The 26,038-nt window shown below is 42.9% G+C and carries 26 protein-coding genes; 8 read left to right on the forward strand and 18 right to left on the reverse strand.

Translation table 11 applies throughout. The features are described 5' to 3' along the window. Window positions 1-171: 171 nt before the first annotated feature. Window positions 172-1,179 carry a helix-turn-helix transcriptional regulator gene (locus tag CWI32_RS11005; protein ID WP_005097252.1) on the reverse strand — a complete coding sequence of 336 codons (1,008 nt, stop codon included), beginning with the start codon at window positions 1,177-1,179 and terminating at the stop codon, window positions 172-174. Between the two features lie 239 nt (window positions 1,180-1,418). Between CWI32_RS11005 and CWI32_RS11010 the strand changes: the two genes are divergently transcribed. From CWI32_RS11010 to CWI32_RS11030, 5 genes are all read left to right on the forward strand, one after another. Further along, window positions 1,419-2,978, forward strand: coding sequence for a circularly permuted type 2 ATP-grasp protein (locus CWI32_RS11010; RefSeq protein WP_100535296.1), 1,560 nt, complete (start codon window positions 1,419-1,421; stop codon window positions 2,976-2,978). Window positions 2,979-3,000: 22 nt separating this feature from the next. After that, window positions 3,001-3,603 carry an alpha-E domain-containing protein gene (locus tag CWI32_RS11015; RefSeq protein ID WP_005097250.1) on the forward strand — a complete coding sequence of 201 codons (603 nt, stop codon included), beginning with the start codon at window positions 3,001-3,003 and terminating at the stop codon, window positions 3,601-3,603. Further along, the gene (locus CWI32_RS11020; protein ID WP_074383227.1) at window positions 3,600-4,379 is read left to right on the forward strand and encodes a transglutaminase family protein; all 780 of its coding nucleotides are present in this window, start codon (window positions 3,600-3,602) and stop codon (window positions 4,377-4,379) included. Before CWI32_RS11015 ends, CWI32_RS11020 begins: the two co-directional genes overlap by 4 nt. Window positions 4,380-4,392: 13 nt before the next feature. After that, the gene (locus CWI32_RS11025; RefSeq protein WP_005097248.1) at window positions 4,393-5,127 is read left to right on the forward strand and encodes a proteasome-type protease; all 735 of its coding nucleotides are present in this window, start codon (window positions 4,393-4,395) and stop codon (window positions 5,125-5,127) included. A gap of 78 nt (window positions 5,128-5,205) precedes the next feature. Then, on the forward strand, window positions 5,206-5,637 hold the full coding sequence (locus CWI32_RS11030) for a BLUF domain-containing protein (RefSeq protein WP_005097246.1): 432 nt from the start codon (window positions 5,206-5,208) through the stop codon (window positions 5,635-5,637). A 47-nt stretch (window positions 5,638-5,684) separates the two neighbouring features. Here CWI32_RS11030 and alr read toward each other — a convergent pair whose 3' ends face one another. The 12 genes from alr to ppsA all read right to left on the reverse strand — a co-directional run bounded on the left by alr (window position 5,685) and on the right by ppsA (window position 18,786). Further along, complete coding sequence (gene alr / locus CWI32_RS11035; protein ID WP_100535297.1) at window positions 5,685-6,755, reverse strand: alanine racemase; 1,071 nt, start codon at window positions 6,753-6,755, stop codon at window positions 5,685-5,687. Window positions 6,756-6,803: 48 nt separating this feature from the next. Continuing rightward, window positions 6,804-8,246: a replicative DNA helicase gene (gene dnaB, locus CWI32_RS11040; protein WP_005097243.1), complete on the reverse strand. Its 1,443-nt coding sequence runs from the start codon at window positions 8,244-8,246 to the stop codon at window positions 6,804-6,806. Between the two features lie 216 nt (window positions 8,247-8,462). After that, entirely contained in the window at window positions 8,463-8,909 is a 447-nt protein-coding gene (gene rplI, locus CWI32_RS11045; RefSeq protein ID WP_004645413.1) for a 50S ribosomal protein L9, read from the reverse strand. A 9-nt stretch (window positions 8,910-8,918) separates the two neighbouring features. Beyond that, window positions 8,919-9,146: a 30S ribosomal protein S18 gene (gene rpsR / locus CWI32_RS11050; RefSeq protein ID WP_005097242.1), complete on the reverse strand. Its 228-nt coding sequence runs from the start codon at window positions 9,144-9,146 to the stop codon at window positions 8,919-8,921. Between the two features lie 12 nt (window positions 9,147-9,158). Then, the gene (gene rpsF / locus CWI32_RS11055) at window positions 9,159-9,545 is read right to left on the reverse strand and encodes a 30S ribosomal protein S6 (protein WP_004278789.1); all 387 of its coding nucleotides are present in this window, start codon (window positions 9,543-9,545) and stop codon (window positions 9,159-9,161) included. Between the two features lie 433 nt (window positions 9,546-9,978). Beyond that, window positions 9,979-10,857, reverse strand: coding sequence for a heme o synthase (gene cyoE / locus CWI32_RS11060; RefSeq protein WP_005097240.1), 879 nt, complete (start codon window positions 10,855-10,857; stop codon window positions 9,979-9,981). Between the two features lie 10 nt (window positions 10,858-10,867). Next, window positions 10,868-11,194: a cytochrome o ubiquinol oxidase subunit IV gene (locus CWI32_RS11065; protein WP_005097239.1), complete on the reverse strand. Its 327-nt coding sequence runs from the start codon at window positions 11,192-11,194 to the stop codon at window positions 10,868-10,870. After that, window positions 11,194-11,811, reverse strand: coding sequence for a cytochrome o ubiquinol oxidase subunit III (gene cyoC, locus CWI32_RS11070; RefSeq protein WP_005097238.1), 618 nt, complete (start codon window positions 11,809-11,811; stop codon window positions 11,194-11,196). Before cyoC ends, CWI32_RS11065 begins: the two co-directional genes overlap by 1 nt. A 4-nt stretch (window positions 11,812-11,815) precedes the next feature. Further along, window positions 11,816-13,804 carry a cytochrome o ubiquinol oxidase subunit I gene (gene cyoB, locus CWI32_RS11075; RefSeq protein WP_005097237.1) on the reverse strand — a complete coding sequence of 663 codons (1,989 nt, stop codon included), beginning with the start codon at window positions 13,802-13,804 and terminating at the stop codon, window positions 11,816-11,818. Window positions 13,805-13,807: 3 nt separating this feature from the next. Then, entirely contained in the window at window positions 13,808-14,911 is a 1,104-nt protein-coding gene (gene cyoA, locus CWI32_RS11080; RefSeq protein ID WP_005097235.1) for a ubiquinol oxidase subunit II, read from the reverse strand. 300 nt (window positions 14,912-15,211) lie between these two features. After that, window positions 15,212-16,006 (reverse strand): RDD family protein, encoded by a 795-nt coding sequence (locus CWI32_RS11085; protein ID WP_100535298.1) that lies wholly within the window; start codon window positions 16,004-16,006, stop codon window positions 15,212-15,214. A gap of 401 nt (window positions 16,007-16,407) precedes the next feature. Beyond that, complete coding sequence (gene ppsA / locus CWI32_RS11090) at window positions 16,408-18,786, reverse strand: phosphoenolpyruvate synthase (protein ID WP_005097232.1); 2,379 nt, start codon at window positions 18,784-18,786, stop codon at window positions 16,408-16,410. A 154-nt stretch (window positions 18,787-18,940) separates the two neighbouring features. Here ppsA and ppsR point away from each other — a divergent pair, with 154 nt between their 5' ends. Further along, window positions 18,941-19,777 (forward strand): posphoenolpyruvate synthetase regulatory kinase/phosphorylase PpsR, encoded by an 837-nt coding sequence (ppsR, locus tag CWI32_RS11095; RefSeq protein ID WP_005097231.1) that lies wholly within the window; start codon window positions 18,941-18,943, stop codon window positions 19,775-19,777. A gap of 233 nt (window positions 19,778-20,010) precedes the next feature. On the opposite strand, the gene CWI32_RS11100 is transcribed toward ppsR, so the two are convergent. From CWI32_RS11100 to CWI32_RS11115, 4 genes are all read right to left on the reverse strand, one after another. After that, a complete protein-coding gene (locus CWI32_RS11100; protein WP_005097230.1) occupies window positions 20,011-20,574 on the reverse strand; it encodes an NAD(P)/FAD-dependent oxidoreductase in 564 nt (187 codons plus the stop codon). Between the two features lie 297 nt (window positions 20,575-20,871). Continuing rightward, window positions 20,872-21,876, reverse strand: a complete 1,005-nt coding sequence (locus CWI32_RS11105) for an LLM class flavin-dependent oxidoreductase (RefSeq protein ID WP_005097228.1) — start codon at window positions 21,874-21,876, stop codon at window positions 20,872-20,874. A gap of 155 nt (window positions 21,877-22,031) precedes the next feature. Beyond that, window positions 22,032-22,484: a hypothetical protein gene (locus CWI32_RS11110; RefSeq protein ID WP_005097226.1), complete on the reverse strand. Its 453-nt coding sequence runs from the start codon at window positions 22,482-22,484 to the stop codon at window positions 22,032-22,034. A gap of 233 nt (window positions 22,485-22,717) precedes the next feature. Next, entirely contained in the window at window positions 22,718-23,149 is a 432-nt protein-coding gene (locus CWI32_RS11115) for a glycine zipper domain-containing protein (protein ID WP_005097225.1), read from the reverse strand. 346 nt (window positions 23,150-23,495) lie between these two features. On the opposite strand from CWI32_RS11115, the gene prfA reads away from it, so the two are divergent. Both prfA and prmC read left to right on the forward strand, forming a co-directional pair. Then, on the forward strand, window positions 23,496-24,584 hold the full coding sequence (prfA, locus tag CWI32_RS11120) for a peptide chain release factor 1 (RefSeq protein WP_005097224.1): 1,089 nt from the start codon (window positions 23,496-23,498) through the stop codon (window positions 24,582-24,584). Beyond that, complete coding sequence (gene prmC, locus CWI32_RS11125; protein ID WP_005097223.1) at window positions 24,584-25,402, forward strand: peptide chain release factor N(5)-glutamine methyltransferase; 819 nt, start codon at window positions 24,584-24,586, stop codon at window positions 25,400-25,402. Before prfA ends, prmC begins: the two co-directional genes overlap by 1 nt. 172 nt (window positions 25,403-25,574) lie before the next feature. Here the strand turns inward: prmC and CWI32_RS11130 are convergent, their stop codons facing one another. Continuing rightward, window positions 25,575-25,928, reverse strand: coding sequence for a hypothetical protein (locus CWI32_RS11130; RefSeq protein ID WP_005170516.1), 354 nt, complete (start codon window positions 25,926-25,928; stop codon window positions 25,575-25,577). Window positions 25,929-26,038 lie beyond the last annotated feature (110 nt).

Raw genomic sequence — 26,038 nt, forward strand, 5'->3', positions numbered from 1 at the left:
ATTTAAATATTGAGGTTTCATCCAATCTGCATTTCGGGGTATTAGAGAAAAGCAGGTTGGTACAGCGGTAGACCACCAGAACAATCATAAAAATACAAGCATAATTCTCCAATCCCCAATCTGGGGATTTTTTTATTCTGGAATTATTAAAGCTGAATGAAATCCATTTGGTTAAGGGTTTTCCTCATCCATCTGGCTAACTGCATTGGACACCATACTGGGTTCAATATGTTTAATCTTTTTACCAAAGCTGCGCAGCCACCACACCAGTTGTGAAGTAAAAGGAACCGTTGCACTAATCAGCGACATACCATTGTCCAGTTTTTCAATCTTCTGATCTTTACTGAGCTGACTTTCCTCAAAATAATGTGCATCCGATTCCGACATGCTCAGTTTTAGCATGACATTTTCAGTAGGGTGATTGAAATCCACCCGGAAGCCCAATGCACCAGAATCGATATAGTCATCAATATCAAAATTCACCGGATGCAGGGCACGTGAATTGAGAACTACTGCCGATTTAAAACGGTGCAGGGCAAAGGTCTGAATATCAGATTTGTCATGACGGGTACAGACCAGATAAATGATGGAGCCTTTTTGCACCAAAGCCAGTGGATTGAGGATATAAGTCTTTTCTTCGCTGTTGTGACCGCGGCCCTGATAGACACATTCCAGCTGTTTGTCCTGCAACAAGCCTTCATATACCGCCTGCTGTGCAGTCTTATCCACGAAAGGTGGAATGAGCGGTTGGGTGGCTGGCACAATCCGTACCCGATTAATCCATTGGCGGACATTGTTTTGCGAGGACAGACTGCGGCGTGCCAGATCAAACCAGGGATTCATTTCTTCGATCAGGCTCGGTGGCAGCAAATGTTTTAAATGTTCTTCGACCATCATAAAGGTGACCGCCTGTGAGCTGGTCATATGCGGCAAGCTTTGCAGCGGTGCATCTGAGCGCCAACGCCAGCCTTGTGGTGTGGTCTTGCTGCTTTCGATTGGAAAGCGCTGCGCAATCTGGTTCAGGTCACGCTGAATGGTACGCAGGCTGATATCAATTCCTTCGCGATTCAAGATTTCCTGTAATTCACGTGTTCCCATCCATTTGCCGGTAGAAAGACGCGACAAGATTTGCCATTGGCGATACAGGCTATTCGAGGTTTCTTTTTCTTGTGCTGACATAATTTATTTTGCTGGCGATAAAGAGGATGGGATTTAGGCTTAGACTAACACAATAAAAAAACTCTCATTTTTTCGCAAGTCTTTCTGCGCAACAATTGCCCTACAAACTAAAAACAACTTGGTAAGAAATGGCATTGAGTTCAGGGCGCATTTATTAGATTAATGGTAGTTGCAATATAGGTTCAATGGCATGGATATTGCTTTGATTTAATTATAATAGATGATAAGACGAGGTTTGTATGCTTAAAGGAAATCGGGATACAAATGTAATTGAAAAAATTGATAATTTTAGTTCCCAAAATCTTGGGAAAAATTTTATAGAGGCTAAAACAGCAACGGTATCGACTACAGCAAATCCACAACTTTTATTTCAACAGTTGTCTTCAAAATTCTTTAATGAAATGCAGGATGAGCAAGTCATGTCCAGTCAGGCAAGTCAAAGACTGGAAGAATGGTTATCCCAACACACGCTGGATGAATTGAATGCTCTGAATCAGGTGGCAAAAGAACATTTTTTACATCATGGCATTAGCTTTACGGTTTACGAAGATAAAGAGGGGGTAGAGCGAAGCATTCCTTTCGATATCATTCCACGAGTGATTGACCGCAAACAGTGGAATATGGTGGCTCTGGGGTCGGCACAACGCGTGCGCGCACTGAATCTGTTTTTACATGACATTTATCATCAACAGGATATTTTAAAAGCCAATATCATTCCTGAACTCCAGATTTTGACGCATGAGGCTTATCAGCCGCATATGTATCAACATAGCCTGAAAGGCAGGATTTATAGCCAGATTAGTGGCATTGATGTAATACGTGATTCCAAGGGCGAATTTTATGTCTTGGAGGACAATCTTAGAACGCCATCGGGTGTCTCTTATATGCTGGAATGCCGTAAGATTAGCCAAAAGCTGATGCCGAAAATATTTGAACAGTCCAAGATTGCTGGAATTGAGCAATACCCGCAGCTTTTAAAAGAAATCCTGATCGAAAACGCCCATGTCGACAAACCCTTTGTCGTAGTGCTGACGCCGGGGCGTTTTAATAGTGCTTACTATGAGCACGCCTTTCTCGCAAGAGAAATGAATGTACCGTTGGTAACATCACGTGATCTTTTTGTTGATGACTCGAAGGTTTATGTAAAAACTATACGTGGTCGCCAAAGAGTCGATGTTATTTATAGACGGGTCGATGATGCTTATCTCGATCCATTATGCTTTAAACCGGAGAGTACCCTGGGTGTACCTGGCTTAATGTCAGCTTATTTACAAAATAATGTCCTGATTGCCAACGCACCGGGTACAGGTGTCGCAGATGATAAATCGATTTATCCATATGTCGATAAAATGATTCATTTTTATTTGGGTGAACAGCCAATACTAAAAAATGTTCCGACGTATCAATGTCGTAATCAGCAAGATTTAAGCTATGTTTTGGCCCATCTGGACCAGCTGGTGGTAAAAGAAGCTCAGGGTTCGGGTGGTTATGGCATGCTGATTGGGCCACAGGCTTCGAAACAGCAAATTGAATTTTTCAGGGAGAAAATTTTAGCTGCGCCGCATTTGTATATTGCGCAGCCAACTTTGGACTTATCGGTTAGTCCGACTTTGACCAATTTTGGTATTGCTGAACGTCATATTGACTTGCGCCCATTTGTCTTAAGCTCGCCTTACCGTACTGAAATTGTGCAGGGTGGCTTGACACGTGTAGCGATGCAGCCCGGTTCACTGGTGGTGAATTCATCACAGGGTGGCGGTATTAAAGATACCTGGGTAGTCGACAATTTACATTCATAATATTCCAAAGAAGGAAAATGTCATGGTTTTGCTGAATAGCAATGCACAACATATTTTTTGGTTAGGGCGTTATTTATCTCGCACTCATTTTTTATGTGCGCGCTTTCCATTTTTAGAAGACGAAGCAGCTGTGGCCTATGCCCATGCTTTTTGTTTACCCGCTTTTGATGCCAGTTCCTTAAATGAATTGGTACTAGATTCAACTCAGACCGCATCTTTTAGCCAGCAGTTTAAAGTGGCTAAAGATAATATTCAGGAACTACGCGGAGTATTGTCTGCATCAGGCTATGCAGAACTAATGAAACTGATCAAAACTGCAGACAAAAATGCTGGTTATATTTGTGAAGTGGTGACTGAATGTGAAGATATTCTGGAAGCTGAATCTGCCGATATTTTTCTGTTCTTTAGCCTGGGACAATGTGTCGAACAGCTCGATCATCAGTTACGACTCGGTGAAGAAACCAGTACGACACTGTGCAAGATCGATGATGTAGTCAGAATTCTAGTGGAAATGGGCTGGGGTGACCTGGAGCAATACTGGGAACAGTTGCGTACAGAACCGAACCGGATTCAGTTCTATCAGTTTAGCGACCATATCCATCAACTGTTTGAGGCAGATGTATGAAATTGATGGTGAATCACCAAACGCATTATATGTATACAGCTGAGGTGAGGAACAGTATTCAGTACATCAAAATGATGCCTTCGAGCAATGCGCATCAACGGGTGCATTCCTGGGATATTAGTGTACCGGGGAATAAAGAAATCCGAAAAGATGCCTTTCATAATCTGTGGATGACCTGTAACCAGCGTGAACCTTATTATTCCTTAACGATCATGGCGCAAGGGATTGTCGAGCTGAATCCCGCGCATCAGACTGGACTGAATGATTCAATCAATCCCAATATTTTTTTACAGCCAACCGAATCAACGCAATGTAATGCAGCAATGAAAGATTTTGCACAAGCTCATGTCCCTGCATTAAGCCGTCAACGTCTGATTGAACTGGCACAGGCCTTGCTGGAACATGTCCCTTATATTTCCAATAGCACCTCAGTGCAAGGCTCTGCCATAGATGCCTTTGAAGCACGTCAGGGGGTCTGTCAGGATCATAGTCATATTTTCATTGCCATGTGTAAATATCTGGGCTTGGCTGCCCGTTATGTTTCTGGCTATTTATATGCACAAAATGCTTCACATCTGGCCAGTCATGCCTGGGCAGAGGTGTTTGTAGAGCAGACATGGTATTGTTTTGATGTGAGTAATCTGCTGTTTAGTCCAAGCTCGCATATTTATGTAGCCATTGGGCGGGATTATTGGGATGTAGCACCGGTACGCGGTGTGAGGGAGAAGGGCGGAGTGGAATCCATGCATTCCATTGTTCAGGTACTAGGATGTTAATAAGGACAAAAGAATGACGTATTGTTGTGCGCTACGTTTAGAGCAAGGTATGCTTTTTATTAGTGATACACGGACCAATGCCGGAGTAGATCATATTTCTGTCTTTCGCAAACTGTATACCTTTGGTATTCCTGGGGAGCGTATGATCGTCATACAGGCCTCCGGAAATCTGGCCACAACACAAGCCGTAATTGGGCGTATCAAAAATCAGCTGGAGTTGAAGCAGGAACCCAATATACTCAGTCTGCATACCATGTTTGATGTGGCTGAACTGATCGGGAGCACGCTTAAGAGAGTCATCGCCAATGTCACCAGCGACATTTTGGAACAGAGTAATTATTATTGTAATTTACTGGTGGGTGGTCAGCTCAAAGATCAAGAAATGCAGCTCTATCATGTGTATCCGCAAGGAAATTTTATCTGTGCCACGCGGGATACGCCGTATTTCCAGATTGGCGAGAGTAAATATGGCAAGCCGATATTGGATCGCGCCTTGACTTATGATATGCCGCTGGATGAAGCTCTGCGTTGTTCGCTCATTTCATTTGCATCGACCTTACGTTCCAATGTATCGGTCGGTATGCCACTCGATGTGCTGGTGTATAAAAAAGACAGTTTAATGATGCCGAGGGGTAAACGTATTGCCGAAGATGATGAATATTTCACGTCGATCAGCCGGCAATGGTCAGACACCTTGAAAAAAGGACTGGCAGCGCTACCTGTTCCATCGAATGAATATTTTCTGTAAAAGGTATTCTGGTTCAGTTTTTTCGCGTACAGTATGAACTTCTGTGCACCAGCATAATAAAAATAGATAAGTTAGCGCATGTACCAATTTTGTTACGCCAGTAAAAGTACGTCTTCTAAAGTTGATTTGCTTGAAGATCTGACCAATATCCTGAAAGAAGCACGTGATTTTAATCATCGCTATCAAGTCACAGGAGTGCTGTATTTTGCCGATGGTTATTTTTTTCAATGTCTGGAAGGTGAGTGTTTAACCTTAAAAAGTCTGCTGCTCGAGAGACTCAATAAAGATCCTCGCCATCATGATATTAAATTGTTTGAGACCAAGGAAATCGAATATCCGAGTTTCCCCGACTGGTCGATGAAGTATATTTCTAAACGCAGTCAAATCCAGCAATTCTGTCAGGACATGGGATTTAATGACTTTAATCCTTTTGCCTTTCAGCAACATCATGTCGATGCTTTATTAGAGAAATTGAGTTTAGAGCAGGCTGAAGAACAAAAATCAGCTTAAATAAAAAGCCCAACTTCTGTTGGACTTTTTTGGCTCTGAGGATCAACTCAAATAACTTTACGTAGCGGACGATGACTGAGTCTGCATAACAGTTCATAACCAATGGTGCCATTGGCTTCAGCAACCTCATCGACCAAACGGGTATTCCCCCAAAGTTCGACTTGAGTGCCAGGTTTTACCTGCATCGCAGTTACATCAATCGCGATCATGTCCATTGCTACACGACCAATGACACGCGTTTGCTGGCCATTAATCGCCACATAGTTCTGTTTCGGGAAAGCACGAGGGTAGCCATCACCATAGCCAATTGAAACAATCGCAAGTGTCATGTCTTGCTCAGCTGTAAATGTTGAACCATAACCGACATGCTCACCTGCCTTGATATGGTTAAGTGCAATCACTTCGGCAGTAAAGGTCATGACTGGTTTTAAATCCAGATCATGCACATCACGATCTGCAAATGGAGTCGCGCCATAAAGCATGATCCCGGGACGGACAAAATCAAAATGCAATTCTGGATATTTATAAATGGCTGCTGAATTACAGCATGAACCCATCAATGGTGCGCAGTCATTTTTAATTTCTAAGAATTGACGGATTTGTTCATCATTCAGCGGGTGATCAGCATCGGCATTGGCAAAATGCATCGCCAAAACACAAGTAAAACCTTCAGCTTTGAGTTGATTGATCACGTCTTTAATTACATCAATTTTAAAGCCAAGACGGTTCATCCCGCTATTCAGCTTGACCCAGACTTTCAGGTCTTTGGCGATATAAGCATCTTTATGTGCCAAGAGCCAATCGACCTGTGCCTGCTGATGCACAATCACTTCAATATTCTGATCAATCACGATTGGCATTTCGTCTGCAACAAAAACACCTTCGATGAGCGTGATCGGCTGTTGATAACCCAGTTCACGAATTTCCAGGGCTTCTTGTAAGCATGCGACACCAAAAGCATCACTTGCACTTAAGGCTGCCAGGCAGTCTTTAACTCCATGTCCGTAAGCATTGGCTTTGACCATACTGACGATTTTAGCGGTTGGGGCAAGTTGTTTGACACGGTTTAAATTATATTGCAGTGCTGCACTGTCAATATAAACTGTAGCTTGGCGCACCCTAAATTACTCCTGGAGGGACGATGGAAATCTGATGATTGAGCTTGTTTACTCTTCATCATCATACTGAGCATAAAACTCAGGTGAGAGATTACTAAAACGGGTATATTGACCTTCGAAAGCCAGACGTACCGTACCAATCGGGCCGTTACGCTGCTTACCAATAATAATTTCAGCAGTGCCGGCTTCCTTTGATTCCTTGTTATAAACCTCGTCGCGGTAAATGAACATGATCAAATCGGCATCCTGCTCGATTGCACCGGATTCACGTAAATCGGACATCACCGGGCGTTTATTGGGGCGGTTTTCCAGGGCGCGGTTTAACTGGGAAAGTGCAATCACAGGGCACTGCATTTCTTTGGCTAAGGCTTTTAAACTTCGTGAAATTTCCGAGATCTCGCCGACACGGTTGTCGCCCATACCGGGTACTTTCATCAACTGAAGATAATCGACCATGATACAGCCGAGTTTGCCACCATGCATTTTGGCAATACGACGGGCACGGGAACGTAATTCAGTTGGTGGCAGGGCAGAGGAATCATCGATATACAGGTTTTTTTCCTGTAAATGCACAATGGTACTGGTCACTTTTGACCACTCATCGCTGTCCATTTTGCCTGAACGCAAATGCCCCTGATGCACACGGCCAAATGACGAAATCAAACGCATGGCAATCGAATCCGCTGGCATCTCCATGGAATAGACCAGCGCCGGCAGGTTGTTATTAAATAAAACGCTTTCGACCAGGTTCATGGCAAAGGTGGTTTTACCCATGGACGGACGCGCCGCGACAATAATCAGGTCGCCGGATTGCATGCCTGAGGTTTTATTATCCAGCTCCACAAAACCTGTGGTTAGACCGGTAATGCTACCTTCCATTTGTGATAATTCATTCAATTTATCAAAAACATCGGCAACGACAGAGTTAATCGGTTTAGGCCCTTGCGCCTTGGCATTATTATTATGCTGTTCTGCAATCGAGAAAATATTGGTTTCAGCCAAGTCCAGAATTTCACTGACGGTACGGCCTTTGGTGTCATAGGCATTTTGTAAAATTTCAGAGCTGACTTTAATCATGCTGCGCAGGGTGGAGAATTCTTTAATTTTGCCTGCATAGGTTTCCAGGTTGTAGAAACTCGATGGCGAGTCTGCCATGAGCTGCATCAGATATTCTTCACCGCCAATCGCATCCAGTAAATTCTGCTTGATCAGCCAGTCATGCACCAGTACCGCATCATAAGGTGAGTTTTCTTTAGAGAGCTGATCAATGGCGCGGAAAATATATTTATGTCGGGTCGCATAAAAATCATTTTCAGTCAGCACATCACCGACCTGTTCAAAAGATTCGGCAACGGTCATTAATGCAGCAAGTACGGCTTGTTCAATCGCTAAATTGTGCGGTGGAGTACGAAATTCCTTGAGATTGCTGTTCTCAGTACTGATTTCGATATTAGCGCTGGTCGGCTTTTTGCTGGCATTCGCCTGTGACATATAAATCCCTGATTTTAAATACAATGGTTAAACATTATCGGAGATGAATAGCTTTTATTCACTACGACATGAAATCATACGCGTTCTGAAATCAAATGCGAAGGGTAAATTTTCATTTGTATGGGTAATAAAATAATTTTTAAGCAGGAGATACCTGTCATTTTTTTATAGATAAAAAAAGAGCATGCTTTCGCATGCTCTTTTTGAGGCGAGAAATTACTCAGCTACGATAGTAACCAGAACTTCTGCAGTAACATCATGGTGCAATTGGATTGCGATGTTAAATTCGCCAGTGTGACGAAGTGCGCCATTTGGAAGACGTACTTCTGCACGGTCTACTTCTAGACCAGCATTTGTCAACGCGTCAGCGATGTCACGAGTACCGATAGAACCGAATAGTTTACCTTCGTCACCAGCTTTCGCAGTGATTACGATATTTACTTCGTTCAATTGGTCAGCACGTGCTTGAGCAGCAGCTAAAACATCAGCTTCAGCTTTCTCAAGTTCAGCACGACGAGCTTCAAAAGCAGCAGTGTTTGATTCTGTTGCAGCAACTGCCATACCTTGTGGGATAAGGAAGTTACGGCCATAACCAGCTTTAACTGATACTTTATCGCCTAGTTTACCTAGGTTTTTAATGCGTTGTAATAAGATAATATCCACAGCTCAACCTCACTTATGATTGTCAGTGTAAGGGATCAAAGACAAGAAGCGAGCTTGTTTAATAGCTAGCGCCAATTGACGTTGGTAACGAGCTTTAGTACCTGTAATACGGCTAGGAACAATCTTGCCGTTTTCAGTGATGTACTGTTTTAAAGTGTCGATATCTTTGTAGTCGATGTACGTAACGTTCTCAGCTGTAAAGCGGCAGAACTTGCGACGACGGTAAAAACGTGCCATGTTATGTTCTCCTTAAGCTTCAGCAGAGTCTTGAGCGTGTTGTGCTTCTTCACGTTGAGCTTTACGCGCACGTTTTTCTTCAGCACTTTTCGCCAATAGTGACTCTTCAGTGATTGCGTTTTCACGACGGATGATAAGGCTACGAATGATTGCATCGTTATAACGGAACAATTCTTCAAGCTCATCAAGAGTAGTCTGACCACACTCAACATTCATAAGAATGTAGTGAGCTTTGTGGATCTTGTTGATTGGGTAAGCCAATTGACGACGGCCCCAGTCTTCAAGACGGTGGATTTGACCTTCAGCTTCTTTGATGTGAGTTAGGTAGCGTTCTACCATACCAACGACTTGATCGCTTTGATCAGGGTGTACTAAAAGTACGATTTCGTAATGACGCATTGTCAGCTCCTTACGGTTTGGACAGCCCCAATTTAAGTAAATTGAAGCAAGGAGTCACAACCAAGGTTGTGTCGCAGTGTTTGCGAAGGGTGAATTGTAGAGATTTTCGAGGATAATTTCAACCAGATAAGCCATTTTTGTGAAATTATATCTATTGCCAGATTCTCTTATCAAAAAATCGTTATATTTTTAATCAGGCTTAAACTGCTTAAATTTATTAAATATACTGTTGATCATATCAACCGACTCTTTCTAGGCAGGAATTGGCCTAAACCTATGAATGTGACTCTAAAACAAAAATGAGTGAATTTCACAGAAGATAAGAAAGGAGGGGACGAGCGCTTAAAGCTGAAATTTTGATTCTGCAAACAGATGCTCGGAGTGGGGGGATAAAATCAAAATAAAAAAAGATAGAGGCGAACTCTCTATCTTTTTAAAAAAACACTATCTGTGTAGATGGCGCAGTTGAAGTAAAGCTAAATACAATACTGATCACGGTAATCAGGATGACAGAGAACAGAAAATATTTCTTTGCCCAAAGCTGATCATTTTCAGCTTTAAATCCAATGACACCGATATACAACCAGTAAATGCACAATAGATTTAAAATGACTGCATACAACCAATTGGCATAGCCATATACAAATAATGCATTCATGGTCAGGGTGAATAACACCACATACAAAAGTGATTCGATCTTGGTACGATGAATCGAGCGCGCCACAGGCAAAATGGGAATGCCTGCATTTTTGTAATCATCAAAGCGGTAAACCGCAATTGCCCATGAGTGAGGCATTTGCCACAACGCATAACCTAAAAAGATCAGTAATGCACCCAGGTCAAATTGATTGGCCACAGCGGTATAGCCAATGACAGGCGGAGCTGCACCAGAAATACTGCCGACTACAGTTTGATGAATTGTGGTTCGTTTTGTCCATAGGCTGTAGAAACCAACATATACAACAAAACCAATCACCGCGAAAAGAAAAGCGTACGCATTTACCCAGAACCATAAAATGCTAAAACCAATGAGGCCTAAGACCAGAGCAAAAGCCAGGGCAACAGGTTCAGAGATGGTTTTGATGACCAGAGCACGATTTTGTGTGCGCTGCATTTTTTGGTCGATGTCCTGGTCAATCACGTTGTTGACCACACATCCTGATGCTACGACAAGCGTAGTACCGAGAAGGGTAATAAGCAGGAGAAGGAAATCTACAGAACCTTGAGTGGCTACGAAGTAGCCACCCAAAGTGGTAACAAAGTTACCGAAGAGAATTCCTGGCTTAGTCAGGAATAAATACTTTTTCAACATGACGACCAGTTTAGATCATCATGTTGTAGTGTAGGTAATTCATGATCCATACAGAACCTACTAAAAGAATAGCGATGGTTAAGATGGTATACACGAACGCAATCACGTTCCAGCGTTGCTCTGAAGAAGAGTTCATATGCAGGAAGTAAATTAACTGCACAAGAATCTGAGCAACCGCAGTAATCGCAATTACTGCAATCAAGATACCGCGTTCAAAACCGCCTGCCATCACCATACCGAATGGAATTACGGTAAGGATGACAGAAAGTACGAAGCCAATTGTATATTGCTTAACGTTACCGTGTGATGCACCAGCTGAGTTATGATCGTGACTCATTACAGAACTCCCATCAAGTAAACTACGCTGAATACACAGATCCAAACGATGTCAAGGAAGTGCCAGAACAAGCTTAGGCAAGCTAGACGACGCGTGTTTGCAAGAGTCAAACCATATTTCTTGATTTGAACCATTAACACGATCATCCAGACCAGACCAGAAGTTACGTGAATACCGTGCGTACCTACCAAGGTAAAGAACGCAGATAAGAACGCACTTGTGCTTGGACCGTGACCCGCATGAACTAAGTGATTGAACTCATATAGTTCCATGCCGATGAAGATAGCACCGAATACCCAAGTAATCGCTAACCAAGTCAGTACTTTTGCAACGTCTTTTTTGTATGCAGCAAGAACTGCAAAACCAAAGGTTACAGAAGAGATCAAGAGAGCGAAGGTTTCAGTCAGAACGAAACCTAAAGAGTCGCCAAACAGGTCTCTCGCACTTGGAGTACCCACAGGAATGTGGCTACTTAAAACAGCGAACGCAATGAAGAGTGTACCGAACAGGACAAGGTCACTCATCAAGTAAGTCCAGAAACCAAAGACGGTGATGTCAGTATCATCGTGATGATGCTCATCGTGTCCGTGGTTATCGTGATGAAGTACTTCAGCCATTGTCTTAGTCCTTCTTCAAGTGTTTTTCAAGAATCGCATAGCGTTCGTTTTCAATACGCTCAACTTCAGCAGCAGGAACATAGTAATCCACTTTCTTGGTGAAAGAAGACACGATGAAGCTAATGATAGAAGCAATGAACGTAACAACTACTAACCACCAGATGTGCCAGATTAAACCGAAGCCCATTACAGTGATGAACATCGCGATAACGAAACCAGCAGCACGATTCGTTGGCATATGGATATCTTCATACTTCGTTGGTTTTGCATATGCAACACCATTTTCTTTCTCAACCCAGAAAGTATCAATACCATTGATCTTTGGAAGATGAGCAAAGTTATAGAACGGAGCAGGAGAAGATGTCGACCATTCAAGCGTACGACCATCCCATGGATCGCCAGTCAAATCTAGACGTTGGTCACGTTGTAGGAAACCAACCACAATTTGCATCACGAAACATACAATACCAAGTGCAATCAGAACTGCACCAAACATTGCAATATTTACATACGGATCCCAGTCTGGGTTGTCAAATGTATTCAAACGACGAGTCATACCCATGAAACCAAGGATATAAAGTGGCATGAATGCAAAGTAGAAACCGAAGAACCAGAACCAGAATGCTGCTTTACCCCAAGTTTCATTCAGTCTCCAACCGAACATTTTCGGCCAGTAGAAGATGATACCTGCGAACATCGCGAATACTACACCACCAATAATTACGTTATGGAAGTGAGCAATCAGGAATAAAGAGTTGTGTACCAGGAAGTCCGCTGGTGGAACTGCCATCAATACACCTGTTAAACCACCGATACCGAAAGTCACAAGGAAACCAAGTGTCCATAGCATTGGGGTAGTGTAAACAATACGACCCTTGTACATGGTGAACAACCAAGAGAAGATCTTCACACCTGTAGGAATCGCAATAATCATGGTCATGATACCGAAGAACGCGTTAACGTTGGCACCTGCACCCATAGTAAAGAAGTGGTGAACCCATACAACGAATGACAATACTGTGATTGCTACTGTTGCATACACCATGGATTTGTAACCGAACAATGCTTTGCGCGAGTAAGTCGCAACAACTTCTGAGTAAATACCAAATGCTGGTAATACCAAGATATACACTTCTGGGTGACCCCAAGTCCAAATCAGGTTTACATACAACATTGGGCTACCACCCAGGTCATTTGTAAAGAAGTGGAAATCGAAGTAACGGTCAAGCGTTAGCATTGCAATTGTTGCAGTCAACACCGGGAAAGCAGCAATAATCAATACCGCTGTACATAAAGATGTCCAGGTAAAGATTGGCATTTCCATGAGTTTCATGCCAGGCGCACGCATTTTGATGATGGTAACAAAGAAGTTAACACCCGTTAATAGCGTACCTAGACCTGAAATTTGCAGTGCCCAGATGTAGTAGTCCATACCTACGCCTGGAGAATATTCGATACCTGACAGTGGAGGGTATGCCATCCAGCCTGTTGCAGCGAATTCACCTAACGCAAGTGAAACCATCATCAGACCCGCAGCGCCGGCAAATAACCAGAAGCTGAGTGAGTTCAATAATGGGAATGCAACGTCACGTGCACCGATTTGAAGCGGCACAGAGATGTTCATTAAACCAACTACAAGACCCATTGCCACGAAGAAGATCATGATCACGCCATGCGCGGTAAAGATCTGGTCGTAATGCTCAGGGTGTAAATAACCTTCGCCGCCACCTTTTGCAAGGAACTGCTGAAGACGCATCATGATCGCATCGGCGAAACCACGCACCAGCATGATCACAGATACGAAGATATACATGATACCAATTTTTTTATGGTCTACAGATGTGAACCATTCGTTCCACAAGTAGCCCCATTTTTTGAAGTAGGTAATACCAGCAACAACTGCGATAGCACCCAAGATCATCATTGCAACAGTTGCCAATACGATTGGATCGTAAGGAATTGCATCTGGACCTAACTTACCTAAGAAGCTCATGTCTTATTCTCCTTGAGAAGCAGTCGCATGTTCACCTGCTACATGAGCTTCAGAAGCAGATGCTTCCTGAGCAACAGCATCAGTCGCTGCAGCTTCTACAGGAGCTGTATGATCAGCACCGTGGTAGTTACTCATATAGTTGTGAATCACAGATTCAAACAAACCAGACTCGACAGAAGAATAATAAGTCACAGGATGTGGCTGAGTCTTATATGGGCCTTCTGCTTGTGCAGTTTCAGCAAGTCGTTTCTCTAAATCTGTTCTTGCATTACGAACCATTGCATCAATTTGTTTTTGTGAACGGTTGCCGTCACGTAAGGTCGCAAATTCAGCTTGGTCTAAAACAGTTTTTTGAACTGCAACAGGATTTACTGAAGTACCATTACCTGATTGAACTGCAGCAACCCATTCAGCGAATTGAGCATCAGTCACAGAATGTGCACGGAAGCGCATTTGCGAGAAGCCATAGCCTGAATAGTTTGAAGAGAAACCACGATAACCTTCAGCTGGACTCGTTTCATCAGCTAAGAAGTTAAGGTGAGTTTGCATGCCTGCCATTGCATAAATCTGACCACTTAACGCCGGGATGAAGAAAGAGTTCATCGTGAAGTTAGACGTGATACGAAGGCTTACCGGAGTTTTCTCTGGGAAACGCAATTCGTTAATTGTTGCAATGTTTTGCTCAGGATAGATGAAGATCCATTTAAATTGTTCAGCAATAACCTGAACAGTTAATGGTGCTTTATCTGCTTCAATTGGACGGTATGGGTCATACTTGTGGGAACCCCACCAAGTTAACCAAGCTAAAATACCAATAATAATGACAGGAATACCCCATACTACAATTTCAATTGCAGTAGAGTGTGTCCATGTAGGTTTATAGTCTGCGTCTTTATTCGATGCACGATATTTCCAACCGAACCATAATGCCATGATGATTGATGGAATAACCACCAACAGCATTAAGTAAATCGCAGTCATCATCAGGTTACTTTGACCTGCTGCAACTGGACCTTTAGAGTTCAGAAGTACCATATCACCACCACACCCGGTCAAGAGTGCAGTCATCGCAGATAAAGACAATACAGCTAAAATCGTTTGTCTCATTTTACAACCTCGGTGAAGAGTCCCATTCCCTAATTTAATATGGGATAGCGATTAAAGTGCACATGACGAAAAAGGCTGATTTTTACAAAACATCCTATTAATCATAATACACCGCTACGTTGTAGGGCATTATGCCTGAGATTGACGAACTAAGCTATATCTAAAGCCGCTTTAAATGCCTGTAATAAAAACCGATTTTGTTGCTCGGGATTTAGGAATATTTATAGGAATTTTATTTCAATTTCAAAGTTATGTAAGAAAGAATGGGATGAATATCATCCCATTTTAAGTGATTCAAAATTATTGTTTTACCACTTGAGTTTTTGCCAGTTTATCGTGTAGGGTCTGACGTTTTTTACCCAATCCGAAGGCCCAGTCAATCATTAAACTCAAGGGCATGAAGATGATATTCAGAAATATAAAGAATACGCTACGAATGGTGAAGGCACGTAATAAGCTAATTTTCTCACCAGATTCAGCATCTACAATTTTGATTTTCATCATTTTTTTGCCAATACTTTGCCCAGATTTGGCAATAAGGTAGGCTTGAATCACCAGCATGATCAGTAAATAGACCGCAGTTGCAATCCAGGCTTGTTGAGAAAACATCTCAAACATCTGGGTTTGCAGTTGCTGCGCCATGGTAGGATCAGCATCACTGTTGAGTATCACATTCATGAACTCTTGGTTCAATTCTGCAAAGCGGACTTCCTGTTCAGGGGTGAAGAATCCAGTCAGAATAAAAGTCGCTGGTAACCAGAGTAACACGTCTACAATTTTGGCCAGAATACGGCTGGGAATACTGGCAAGTGTATTTTTTTGCGTAGTTGCTTGGGTGCGTGGTTGCGTACCAGACACTGTTATAGGCGGGTTGTTCTGGAAAGGCGTGTCAGGTGTTGCGGTTGGTGCGACATAACCCTCAGGTTGATATACCGATTTTCCCTGGGTAAGCTCACCTAAAGCTTTCCACTCTGCCATGCCTTGATGCCATGCCAAATCAGTTAGCATGACTTGCTGATTGGCAAGCATTTGATTTAATTGCTCGAGCGTATATGGACCAGCTTGTTGATTGTTTCGTGCCAAGTAAATCTGCATATAGACTGAATCTCAATATATAAATTTGAACTGATAATAGGTTGAATTAAGATTGTATTGAATTCTATTTTGAAAACAAACACCATCTTATCGTTAAGATTATAGATAAATTGAGTATTTTCAATCCTATTTATGAAGAAAATGCTTCAAATCAAAAACAGTGTAACAAGGATCGGGTGGTTTGAGTGCATCATTCAACATATCCGATTCGCTTTAATTATTGCCCTTTAAAAATGATTTTACTGTTGGCATTTGTTTGTCATTACAATTTGAATGTGGAGAAACAAAATACAAAAACTTATATTTTTAAAACTTTCAGAAGAGCGTTTTGAAATATAAAAGAATATTCATCCCATAAAAAAAAGACCCTGCGAAAGGGTCTTTTTTTTATTTAAAATCTATTATGCAGTTGCCACTTTTTCTTTAGCCAGGAAGAACCAGGTATCCAGGACTGAATCCGGGTTTAAAGATACAGACTCAATGCCTTGTTCCATGAGCCATTTCGCAAGATCAGGATGGTCTGAAGGACCTTGACCACAAATACCCACGTATTTGCCTGCACGGTGACATGCCTGGATTGCAAGAGCAAGAAGCGCTTTTACAGCAGGGTCACGTTCGTCGAACAAGTGCGATACGATACCAGAGTCACGGTCTAGACCAAGCGTTAGCTGGGTCAGGTCGTTTGAACCGATAGAGAAACCATCGAAGTGTTCAAGGAATTGATCGGCCAACAATGCGTTGGTTGGTAATTCACACATCATGATCACTTTAAGACCATTTTCACCACGTTTAAGACCGTTCAATTCCAATAACTCGATCACACGTTTTGCTTCAGCCACAGTACGCACAAATGGAATCATGATCTGTACGTTGGTTAAGCCCATTTCATCACGAACTTTTTTCAATGCACGGCATTCAAGCTCGAAGCAGTCACGGAAGTTGTCAGACACGTAGCGGCTTGCACCACGGAAGCCCAGCATCGGGTTCTCTTCTTCTGGCTCGTACAACTTACCGCCGATCAAGTTTGCGTATTCATTTGACTTAAAGTCAGACATACGCACGATCACTGGTTTATCTGCAAATGCAGCAGCAAGAGTAGAGATACCTTCAACCAGTTTTTCTACATAGAACTCGATTGGAGAAGCATAACCAGCAGTACGCGCCATCACAGCAGCACGTGTTTCACGTGGCAAGCTGTCAATATTCAACAATGCTTTAGGATGCACACCGATCATACGGTTGATGATGAATTCTAAACGTGCAAGACCAATCCCTTCGTTTGGAATTTGCGCGAAGTCGAATGCACGATCCGGGTTACCGACGTTCATCATGACTTTGAACGGAAGAGCAGGCATTGATTCGATCGAGTTGGTTTGGATTTCGAAATCCAGCGCACCTTCATAGATGAAGCCCGTATCACCTTCAGCGCAAGACACAGTCACTTCCTGACCGTCAACCAGTACTTCAGTGGCATTACCACAGCCTACAATCGCAGGAACACCAAGTTCACGTGCAATGATTGCAGCATGACAGGTACGACCACCACGGTTGGTAATAATCGCAGCAGCACGTTTCATCACTGGTTCCCAATCCGGGTCAGTCATGTCAGATACCAGCACGTCACCGTCTTGTACTTTGTCCATTTCTTTGATTGAAGTCACGATACGGACTTTACCAGAACCGATACGTTGACCGATTGAGCGACCTTCACAGATCACAGTACCACGTTGTTTGAGGAGATAGCGCTCCATGGTGCCGACATTTTCACGGCTTTTTACTGTTTCAGGGCGTGCCTGAACGATGTAGATTTTTCCATCATCGCCATCTTTTGCCCACTCGATGTCCATTGGAGAACCGTAGTGGTTTTCAATGATCAGCGCTTGTTTGGCAAGTTCTTGGAGTTCTTGGTCGTTTAGAGCGAACTGTTGACGCTCAGCTTTTTCTACATCTACGACAACCACTGATTTACCTGCAGAAGCTTCTTCACCATAAATCATCTTCTGGTGTTTAGAACCCAAGTTGCGGCGTAAAATCGCGTGTCGGCCTGCATTTAACAGCGGTTTAGAAATATAGAATTCGTCAGGGTTGACTGCACCTTGAACGACCATTTCACCCAAACCATAAGACGCGGTAATAAACACTGCATCACGGAAGCCTGATTCAGTGTCCAGGGTAAACATCACACCTGCAGCACCCGTTTCAGAGCGAACCATACGTTGGATCCCTGCTGAAAGGGCAACCACGTCATGCGCGAAGTTTTGATGGACACGATAAGAAATTGCGCGGTCATTATATAAAGATGCAAAAACTTCTTTGATCGCGATAAGCACGTTATCAATACCGCGAATATTCAAGAAAGTTTCTTGCTGTCCAGCAAAAGAAGCATCTGGTAAATCTTCTGCTGTCGCTGATGAACGAACGGCAACCGCGATATCAGGGTTGCCGTTAGAAAGTTCTGCAAATGCTGTACGAACTTCTTGTTCTAATTCAGAGGTAAGTGGAGTATCCACAATCCATTGGCGGATTTTTGCACCGGTTTCAGCAAGAGCATTCACATCATCCACATTTAGTGCTGCAAGCTCTGCATTAATTTTAGCGTTTAGGCCACTTTGCTCGAGAAATTCACGATATGCTTCAGCTGTAGTTGCAAAGCCACCTGGCACCGATACACCAGCATTGGATAAGTGGCTGATCATTTCGCCCAAGGATGAGTTTTTCCCACCCACGAGTTCAACGTCGTGCTTCCCTAATTTTTCCAGACCAATTACGCGCGCTTCCAAAGTTGTTACTCCACTTTTGCAGTATTAATCACTATCTTGGCATGAGAGTATAGCAAATCATCTAGGTTTTTGATTTTACTAAGCGACAGTCATGTAAGATCGGTTTACTATAAAGATTATATAGCACTAAGACAAATGGTGGAGGAGAATTTTAATGTCAGAAGGTAAACAAATTCAGCGTAGTGTTTTCTTTATCTCGGATGGCACGGCAATTACCGCTGAAACGCTTGGACACTCACTATTAGCGCAGTTTCCAAATGTAAAGTTTGACATTCATATTATCCCTTATATTAGCTCTGAAGAAGCCGCAACCAGTGTGGTTGCAGAGATCAATGCGCGTGCTCTGCAAGACGGTGAAAAACCACTGGTTTTTGATACTTTAGTCGACCCTTATGTGCGGGAGATTATTAATACCGCAAATGCCGTAAATCTTGATGTATTTGAAGGGCTTATCAGTAAGTTGTCGGATGAGTTGCAGGTGTTGCCTACAACTTTAGTCGGTCAAACCCATGCGGTGACTGATACTGCCTCCTATAAAGCCCGTATCGATGCGGTACATTTTGCCTTGGACAATGATGATGGCGCGCGTACGCGTCATTATGATAAAGCCGATCTGATTCTGATTGGGGTGTCGCGTTCGGGTAAAACACCTACCTCTATTTATTTGTCTTTGCAATTTGGTATTCGGGTGGCCAACTATCCACTAACAGAAGAAGATCTGGACGATAATCGCTTGCCAGCGGTACTGCGTCCGCATAAAAACAAGCTGTTTGGTCTGATGATTGATGCAGACCGTCTCGTCGCGATTCGCACTGAACGTAAGGCCAATAGTCGTTATGCCAGCTTTAGCCAGTGCCAGATGGAGCTGCGTGCCATTGAAGGAATCTACATTTCGGAAGGAATCAAGTACCTGAATGTCTCTGAAATGTCGATTGAAGAAATCTCGACACGTGTCTTGCAAATGACGGGTTTAAAACGTCGAATTGGCTAAAAAGCCAAACAGAGCCAAACTTTGATTTGGCTCTGTTTTATAGCTAAAAAATACCAATAAGTGCTTATTTATAGAAATAATATATGATTTTTATAAATTTAAAAAATATCAAGTATCATAATTAAAAATACAAAAGAGCGTTATTTAATCAATTTGTTGAATAAGTACACTATTAATCCTGGGTGTAGAGTTCTAGATTTCATCAATTTTTCATGTTGAGTTGCCAACGTAGCTTATTCTTCTGCTAAATAAGTATGAATAATAATATCGACCTGATGCTGATCTCCATTGATACAGCAAATACTGTTTTCAGTAATTTTTAGGATTGGCCAGGTAATCAGCTGACAATTTTCCCGCTGTAGCGCGGCATAATAATGATCTGACTTGAGATAGGTGTTAGGAGAAGATGCAAGATTTGGCATTAACTGGCGTCTTAGCCACAGGTTTTGTACCTGATTTTCCAGAAATCTGAGGGAAAGCAGACTCTTAATCCGGTTGTTAAATAGACGACGATTTTTACCAATTAAAGGATGATTAATAATGCGTTGCAGAATGCGGTCTGAACCTGGCAGCACAAAAGCAGGATTAATCTGAAAAACTTTCACCGAACCGGCATGTTGACTAATTTTATCCAGCTGGGTAACGGTAAACTGGTCTGTACCAATAATTGCAATATCTTTGTTTGAATAATCCAGTTTCATAAGCTCGGAAGAAGCGATATTTATTCCGGTAAACAGCTGGAAATGTTCGGGATGATTTTCAAAAATGCCAGCGTGTAGATCTTGCTTGGTGGCCATTAGACTTCCTTGAATTTATTTAATAATTGATTTTCTTTGTCCTAGATATAAACAAAAACCAGAAGCAGGGTAAAGGAGAAAATTTAACTTAGACAGTCATCTATTTGACAGAAATACAGCGGCTTATTTTTTTCTAAGTCAGGGGAGATAAATATGATTAAAAAGCGGTGGTGTTAAGTAAGAGAGAAGAATGAATAGAAAAAGTTTGGATGAAGGCGTTAAACAGGTTGTTGCTATTTTATTTGAAAATTATACAACATCTACCCATTGCTGAGAATAGGTAGATGTCGCTTTCATTTATTGCCCGTTTTTAAGCTGCATCAACAGCTCAAAGTTATGCAGACGCTTGTCAGTGTCATAGATGTCACAAGTGAAGATAAACTCATCAACATCATATCTGGCTAAAAGTGATTCCAGCCCAGCTTTCACAGTTGCTTTGGAGCCGACCTGTGCCATGGCAAAGAAATTATCGACTGACATTTTTTCCGCAGGTGACCATAGACCGTCCATTGAATCTATCGGCGCTTTCAGTTTTAAGGTCTGACCACGAATCAATGACAAAACCCGCTGATAGGCACTGGTCGCCAGATATTCTGCTTCTTCATCGCTATCTGCCACACAGGTCGGTACACCCATTGAAACATAAGGTCGATCCAAGTATTCGGAAGGCTCGAAGTTTTCACGATACAGCTGAATCGCCTGACCGAGCATACGCGGGGCAAAATGTGAAGCAAAAGAATAAGGCAGGCCCAGTTTTGCTGCAAGTTGTGCACTGAACAGACTCGATCCGAGTAGCCAGACCGGAACATGCGTGCTTTGACCGGGAGTCGCAACAATACGCTGATTTGGCTCTGGATCTTTAAAATATTGCAAAATTTCCAGAATATCTTGCGGGAACTGATCTTCAGTTTCCTGACGGCCACGGCGCAGGGCACGCATGGTCATCTGGTCAGTTCCAGGAGCACGGCCCAGACCGAGTTCAACACGATCTGGATATAAGGTCGCTAAAGTTCCGAATTGCTCAGCCACCACCAGCGGCGCATGATTCGGGAGCATAATCCCGCCTGAGCCTAAAGTTAAGCTTTTGGTGTTCGCCAGTAAATAGCCTAAAAGAACGGCTGTGGCTGAACTGGCAATGCCATCCATATTGTGATGTTCTGCCAGCCACATTCGGCTATAACCCAGTTGTTCTGCTGCCTGGGCAAGCTCCAGCGCGTGGTTCAGCGCGAATTGAATAGTCTTATCGTCACGAACAGGAACCAGTTCGAGGATAGAGAACCGGGTATCGTTAAGTGTACGCATCGTATTACTCTTAAATAGACATGACTAAAAGCATACGACTTTGCATTGTATTTGTATATCGAAAAAAATCGATATAAGTGTAAACGAAAATAACAGGCAAAAAAATAAGCATCCGAAGATGCTTATTTAAGGAGGGAAGCTTAGAGAGTGCAGCCTTAACGACGACGGTTGTTATAGCGATAGTCATTCGTGCGGTAGTTTTTTGAACTGTAGCGACGGTCATAGCGGTCATCATAACGGCGATCCTCACTGACTTTTTTACCCAGTGCTGAACCACCCGCAGAACCTAGTGCTGCACCGATATAACCGCCATTGGTACCCGCCATATTTCGGCCGACTGCATAACCGGCACCACCACCGAGGGCACCACCGATAATCGCACCATTACGGTCACGCTTGTTTGCCGCAACAGCTGCACCAGCACCACCACCAATCGCAGAACCGATGGTTGCACCGGTTGTACCACCCATTTTATTACCCACGGCTGCACCAACCACACCACCAAGTGCTGAAGCTAAAGCTGTATTGGTGGTATTACCGGCATTGGCTGCTGTCATACCCATGGCTGAGGTTGCTACAACAGCGATCATTAGAGATTTATAGTTCATGAGTACACCTTTTCGTATATCTAGCTGTATTTGTTGATAAGATCAATTTAATCTAGCAAGCGTCAAACAGCATGAAGGCCGTGTTGACGAATTGTGATTTTTATCTCCTTAATTTATTCATGATTTTGAGTGAATAATTTTATGTATTACATGAATTTGACTGTGTTTGAAAAGCATAAAAAAAGCACCCGAAGGTGCTCTTAATGACGAATGTCTGAGGTCTAACGCATTGATCAGTTATAACGGTAATGACGTTTTTTCTTGTAGTGGCGTGATTTGGCTTTTTCTGCAGTTTTGTCTTTGGAAATCTTGTTACCTAATGCAGCACCACCGGCAGCACCCAAGGCTGAACCGATATAACCGCCATTGCTGCCGCCCATGTTTTTACCTACGGTATAACCTGCACCGCCACCCAAAGCACCACCGATTGCAGATTCAGTACGGTTCTTTTTGCTACTTGCCACTGCTGCGCCGCCTGCACCACCCAAGGCTGCGCCAAGTGTAGCGCCAGTATTGCCGCCCATGTTTTTACCTAGGGCTGTACCTGCAACACTACCTAAGGCACTTGCTGCTGCAACACGTGCTGTACTGTCTGCATGTGCATTTACCGCCATCATTGAACCAGCAGCTAAAACTGTACTCATTAAAAGTGCGTTGAGTTTCATGTCATCACTCCGTGTCCATTAACAGGACTGTATTTATTTCGATGTGGAAAATGTAACAAATCATGCCCAGAATAATATGAAGATGTTTCTCCATAATTCACTGCTTTATTTGATGAATTGTAAAATCTGCAAGAAATAAGCATAAGATCGATTATAAAAAAGGCAATTCCACTATTTTTAATCTTATTTGTTAACAAATGCTGCCGAGAGAGAATGATAGCGGCGTGGACTTACTCAATAATGATGTTCATTAGAAGCCAGAATCGTTAAACTAGGCGCAATTTTTTGATTTCGCTGTGCTAAATCGGTTTTTAGTTGCAGCCTATGTTTTGAGATTTTTTAAAAAATGAAAGAATCGTTACGTTTACGATTAGACCAACTCTCTGACCGCCACGAAGAGCTGACAGCATTATTGGCTGATATAGAAGTAATTTCAGACAATAAACGTTTTCGTCAGCTGTCGCGTGAGCATAATGACCTGACAGAAATCACCAGCGTTTGGAGCAAGTACAGACAGGCTGAAGAAGATATTGAAACAGCTCAGGCCATGTTGTCGGACCCGGACTTTAAGGAAATGGCACAAGAGGAAATCAAAGAAAATAAAGCTTTGATTGAAGCGCTTGAATCAGACCTGAATATTCTGATGATTCCAAAAGATCCAAATGATGCCAACTCTGCTTATCTGGAAATTCGTGCCGGAACCGGCGGCGATGAAGCAGCGATTTTCTCGGGTGATCTGTATCGCATGTATAGTAAATACGCAGAAAATCAAGGCTGGCGTATTGAAATCCTGTCAGAAAATGAAGGTGAACACGGCGGTTATAAAGAAGTGATTTGCCTGATCAATGGTGACGGTGTATATGGTCGCTTGAAGTTTGAGAGTGGTGCGCATCGTGTACAACGTGTGCCAGCAACCGAATCGCAAGGTCGTGTACATACGTCTGCTTGTACCGTTGCGATCTTACCGGAAGTCGATGTCGATACTTCGGTAGAAATCAATTCCTCGGATTTGCGGATTGATACTTACCGTGCCTCAGGTGCTGGTGGTCAGCATATTAACAAAACTGATTCTGCGGTACGTATTACCCATTTACCGACAGGCACGGTAGTGGAGTGTCAGGATGAACGTTCGCAACACAAAAACAAAGCCAAAGCGATGGCACTTTTGGTGTCTCGTTTAGAAAATGCCAAACGGGCTGCTGCCGATGCTGCAACCTCTGAAATGCGTCGTGATCTGGTTGGTTCAGGGGATCGTTCAGAACGTATTCGTACCTATAATTACCCTCAAGGTCGTATGACCGACCACCGCATTAACCTGACTTTATACAAGCTGGATGCGGTCATGGAAGGTGATTTGACCGAATTGCTGGACAGCCTGCATCGCGAATATCAGGCCGATCAGTTGGCCATGCTTGCACAGCAGAATGGTGGATAATGAATATTTTACAAGCGCTGGCTTTACGCGGCGAAGCTGAAAGTTATGAGCGTCAGGAAAATGCCTGGTTGCTGGAACACATCACCAAGATTGATTCATTTGATCTGTTGATGAAAAAAGATCAGGAATTGACGCCTGAGCAGGAACAAGCTTATAAGGATGGTCTGGCACGAATTGCTGCCGGTGAACCTTTGGCTTATGTCACCGGTTCACAACCATTCTGGACTTTGGATCTGAAAGTCAGCAAAGATACGTTGGTGCCGCGTCCTGATACTGAAGTGCTGGTTGAAACCGTGTTAAAGTTAGATTTGCCTGAAGATGCCCGTGTGGTGGATTTGGGTACAGGCACAGGTGCAATTGCCTTATCGCTTGCATCGGAGCGTCCTGAATGGGTGATTGTTGCATCAGATATTTATGCGCCTACGCTTGAAGTAGCCAAATATAATGCAGAACAACATGATATTGAGAATGTAGAATTCGTTCTGGGTTCGTGGTTGAAACCATTTGGCCGTCAGTTCTTTGATGTGATTGCTTCAAATCCGCCGTATATCGATCCGGATGATGCACATATGCAGCATCTGGCGACCGAGCCGCAACGTGCACTGGTTGCGGATAAAAAGGGCTTGGCTGATTTGGAAGACATTATTATTCAGGCCAAAAAGCATTTAACCGTCAATGGCTGGGTGGTGCTTGAGCATGGTTATGATCAGGCTGATGCCGTGCAGCATCTATTTAAGCAGGCCGGTTATAAAAAGGTCCGTACCGTAAAAGATTATGGCGGTAATGATCGGGTGACTTTGGGTCAGTGGCCGCATTAATTTTTAATCCTTCTTTATGAAAAGAGCGACCGATTTGGTCGCTTTTTTTTTGGTTTTTTAAATTCTTAGATTAACATCTGAAATATCCAGTATTTTTAATGACATTCTATTACTATCCTATAAAGAAAAAAGTGATGCCAGAGCATCACTTTTGTTAAATTCTTTAAAAGAATTACATCGGATAGTCTTGCAGGCAGTCATAGACTTCGACTTGATCTAAGCCACCGGTTTCCATTGCCAGACAAAGCGCTACAACTTTCACGGTATCTGCCAAGTATTGTTCATCTTTGAGCGCAATACCTTGTTGCAGGGCGACAATGCGATCTGCCGGAATTTCTAAGGCTGCGGCAGTTTCAGTTGCATCAACACGGTTAAAGAACTGAACCACAACATCTTTAAGCGCTGAGTCAGAGGCACTTAAAATAGCTTGATTAAGCTGTTCAGAGATTTGATCAGCTGAATGAACTAAAGCATTGGCGAAGTTTTGAACAAGATTCTGTTCAAGAACATCAGTCATCTTTAACATGAAAATACCTTCAACTTAGGAGAAAATTTGGGAGTACAGCTAATAGCAAAGTGCTATAAATTGAGTGAAAAATAATCTATTCTCAGGCGAATTGCAAAGCTTTCTGGATG

It is taken from the genome of Acinetobacter pseudolwoffii, from assembly GCF_002803605.1.
GTDB lineage: Bacteria > Pseudomonadota > Gammaproteobacteria > Pseudomonadales > Moraxellaceae > Acinetobacter > Acinetobacter pseudolwoffii.

Bases quoted from the DNA above. Each gene is read 5' to 3' on its own strand.
- CWI32_RS11005 (WP_005097252.1), bottom strand. From the start codon at position 1,179: ATGTCAGCACAAGAAAAAGAAACCTCGAATAGCCTGTATCGCCAATGG.
- CWI32_RS11010 (WP_100535296.1), top strand. From the start codon at position 1,419: ATGCTTAAAGGAAATCGGGATACAAATGTAATTGAAAAAATTGATAAT.
- CWI32_RS11015 (WP_005097250.1), top strand. From the start codon at position 3,001: ATGGTTTTGCTGAATAGCAATGCACAACATATTTTTTGGTTAGGGCGT.
- CWI32_RS11020 (WP_074383227.1), top strand. From the start codon at position 3,600: ATGAAATTGATGGTGAATCACCAAACGCATTATATGTATACAGCTGAG.
- CWI32_RS11025 (WP_005097248.1), top strand. From the start codon at position 4,393: ATGACGTATTGTTGTGCGCTACGTTTAGAGCAAGGTATGCTTTTTATT.
- CWI32_RS11030 (WP_005097246.1), top strand. From the start codon at position 5,206: ATGTACCAATTTTGTTACGCCAGTAAAAGTACGTCTTCTAAAGTTGAT.
- dnaB (WP_005097243.1), bottom strand. From the start codon at position 8,246: ATGTCACAGGCGAATGCCAGCAAAAAGCCGACCAGCGCTAATATCGAA.
- rpsR (WP_005097242.1), bottom strand. From the start codon at position 9,146: ATGGCACGTTTTTACCGTCGTCGCAAGTTCTGCCGCTTTACAGCTGAG.
- rpsF (WP_004278789.1), bottom strand. From the start codon at position 9,545: ATGCGTCATTACGAAATCGTACTTTTAGTACACCCTGATCAAAGCGAT.
- cyoE (WP_005097240.1), bottom strand. From the start codon at position 10,857: ATGTTGAAAAAGTATTTATTCCTGACTAAGCCAGGAATTCTCTTCGGT.
- CWI32_RS11065 (WP_005097239.1), bottom strand. From the start codon at position 11,194: ATGAGTCACGATCATAACTCAGCTGGTGCATCACACGGTAACGTTAAG.
- cyoC (WP_005097238.1), bottom strand. From the start codon at position 11,811: ATGGCTGAAGTACTTCATCACGATAACCACGGACACGATGAGCATCAT.
- cyoB (WP_005097237.1), bottom strand. From the start codon at position 13,804: ATGAGCTTCTTAGGTAAGTTAGGTCCAGATGCAATTCCTTACGATCCA.
- cyoA (WP_005097235.1), bottom strand. From the start codon at position 14,911: ATGAGACAAACGATTTTAGCTGTATTGTCTTTATCTGCGATGACTGCA.
- CWI32_RS11085 (WP_100535298.1), bottom strand. From the start codon at position 16,006: ATGCAGATTTACTTGGCACGAAACAATCAACAAGCTGGTCCATATACG.
- ppsR (WP_005097231.1), top strand. From the start codon at position 18,941: ATGTCAGAAGGTAAACAAATTCAGCGTAGTGTTTTCTTTATCTCGGAT.
- CWI32_RS11100 (WP_005097230.1), bottom strand. From the start codon at position 20,574: ATGGCCACCAAGCAAGATCTACACGCTGGCATTTTTGAAAATCATCCC.
- CWI32_RS11105 (WP_005097228.1), bottom strand. From the start codon at position 21,876: ATGCGTACACTTAACGATACCCGGTTCTCTATCCTCGAACTGGTTCCT.
- CWI32_RS11110 (WP_005097226.1), bottom strand. From the start codon at position 22,484: ATGAACTATAAATCTCTAATGATCGCTGTTGTAGCAACCTCAGCCATG.
- CWI32_RS11115 (WP_005097225.1), bottom strand. From the start codon at position 23,149: ATGAAACTCAACGCACTTTTAATGAGTACAGTTTTAGCTGCTGGTTCA.
- prfA (WP_005097224.1), top strand. From the start codon at position 23,496: ATGAAAGAATCGTTACGTTTACGATTAGACCAACTCTCTGACCGCCAC.
- prmC (WP_005097223.1), top strand. From the start codon at position 24,584: ATGAATATTTTACAAGCGCTGGCTTTACGCGGCGAAGCTGAAAGTTAT.
- CWI32_RS11130 (WP_005170516.1), bottom strand. From the start codon at position 25,928: ATGTTAAAGATGACTGATGTTCTTGAACAGAATCTTGTTCAAAACTTC.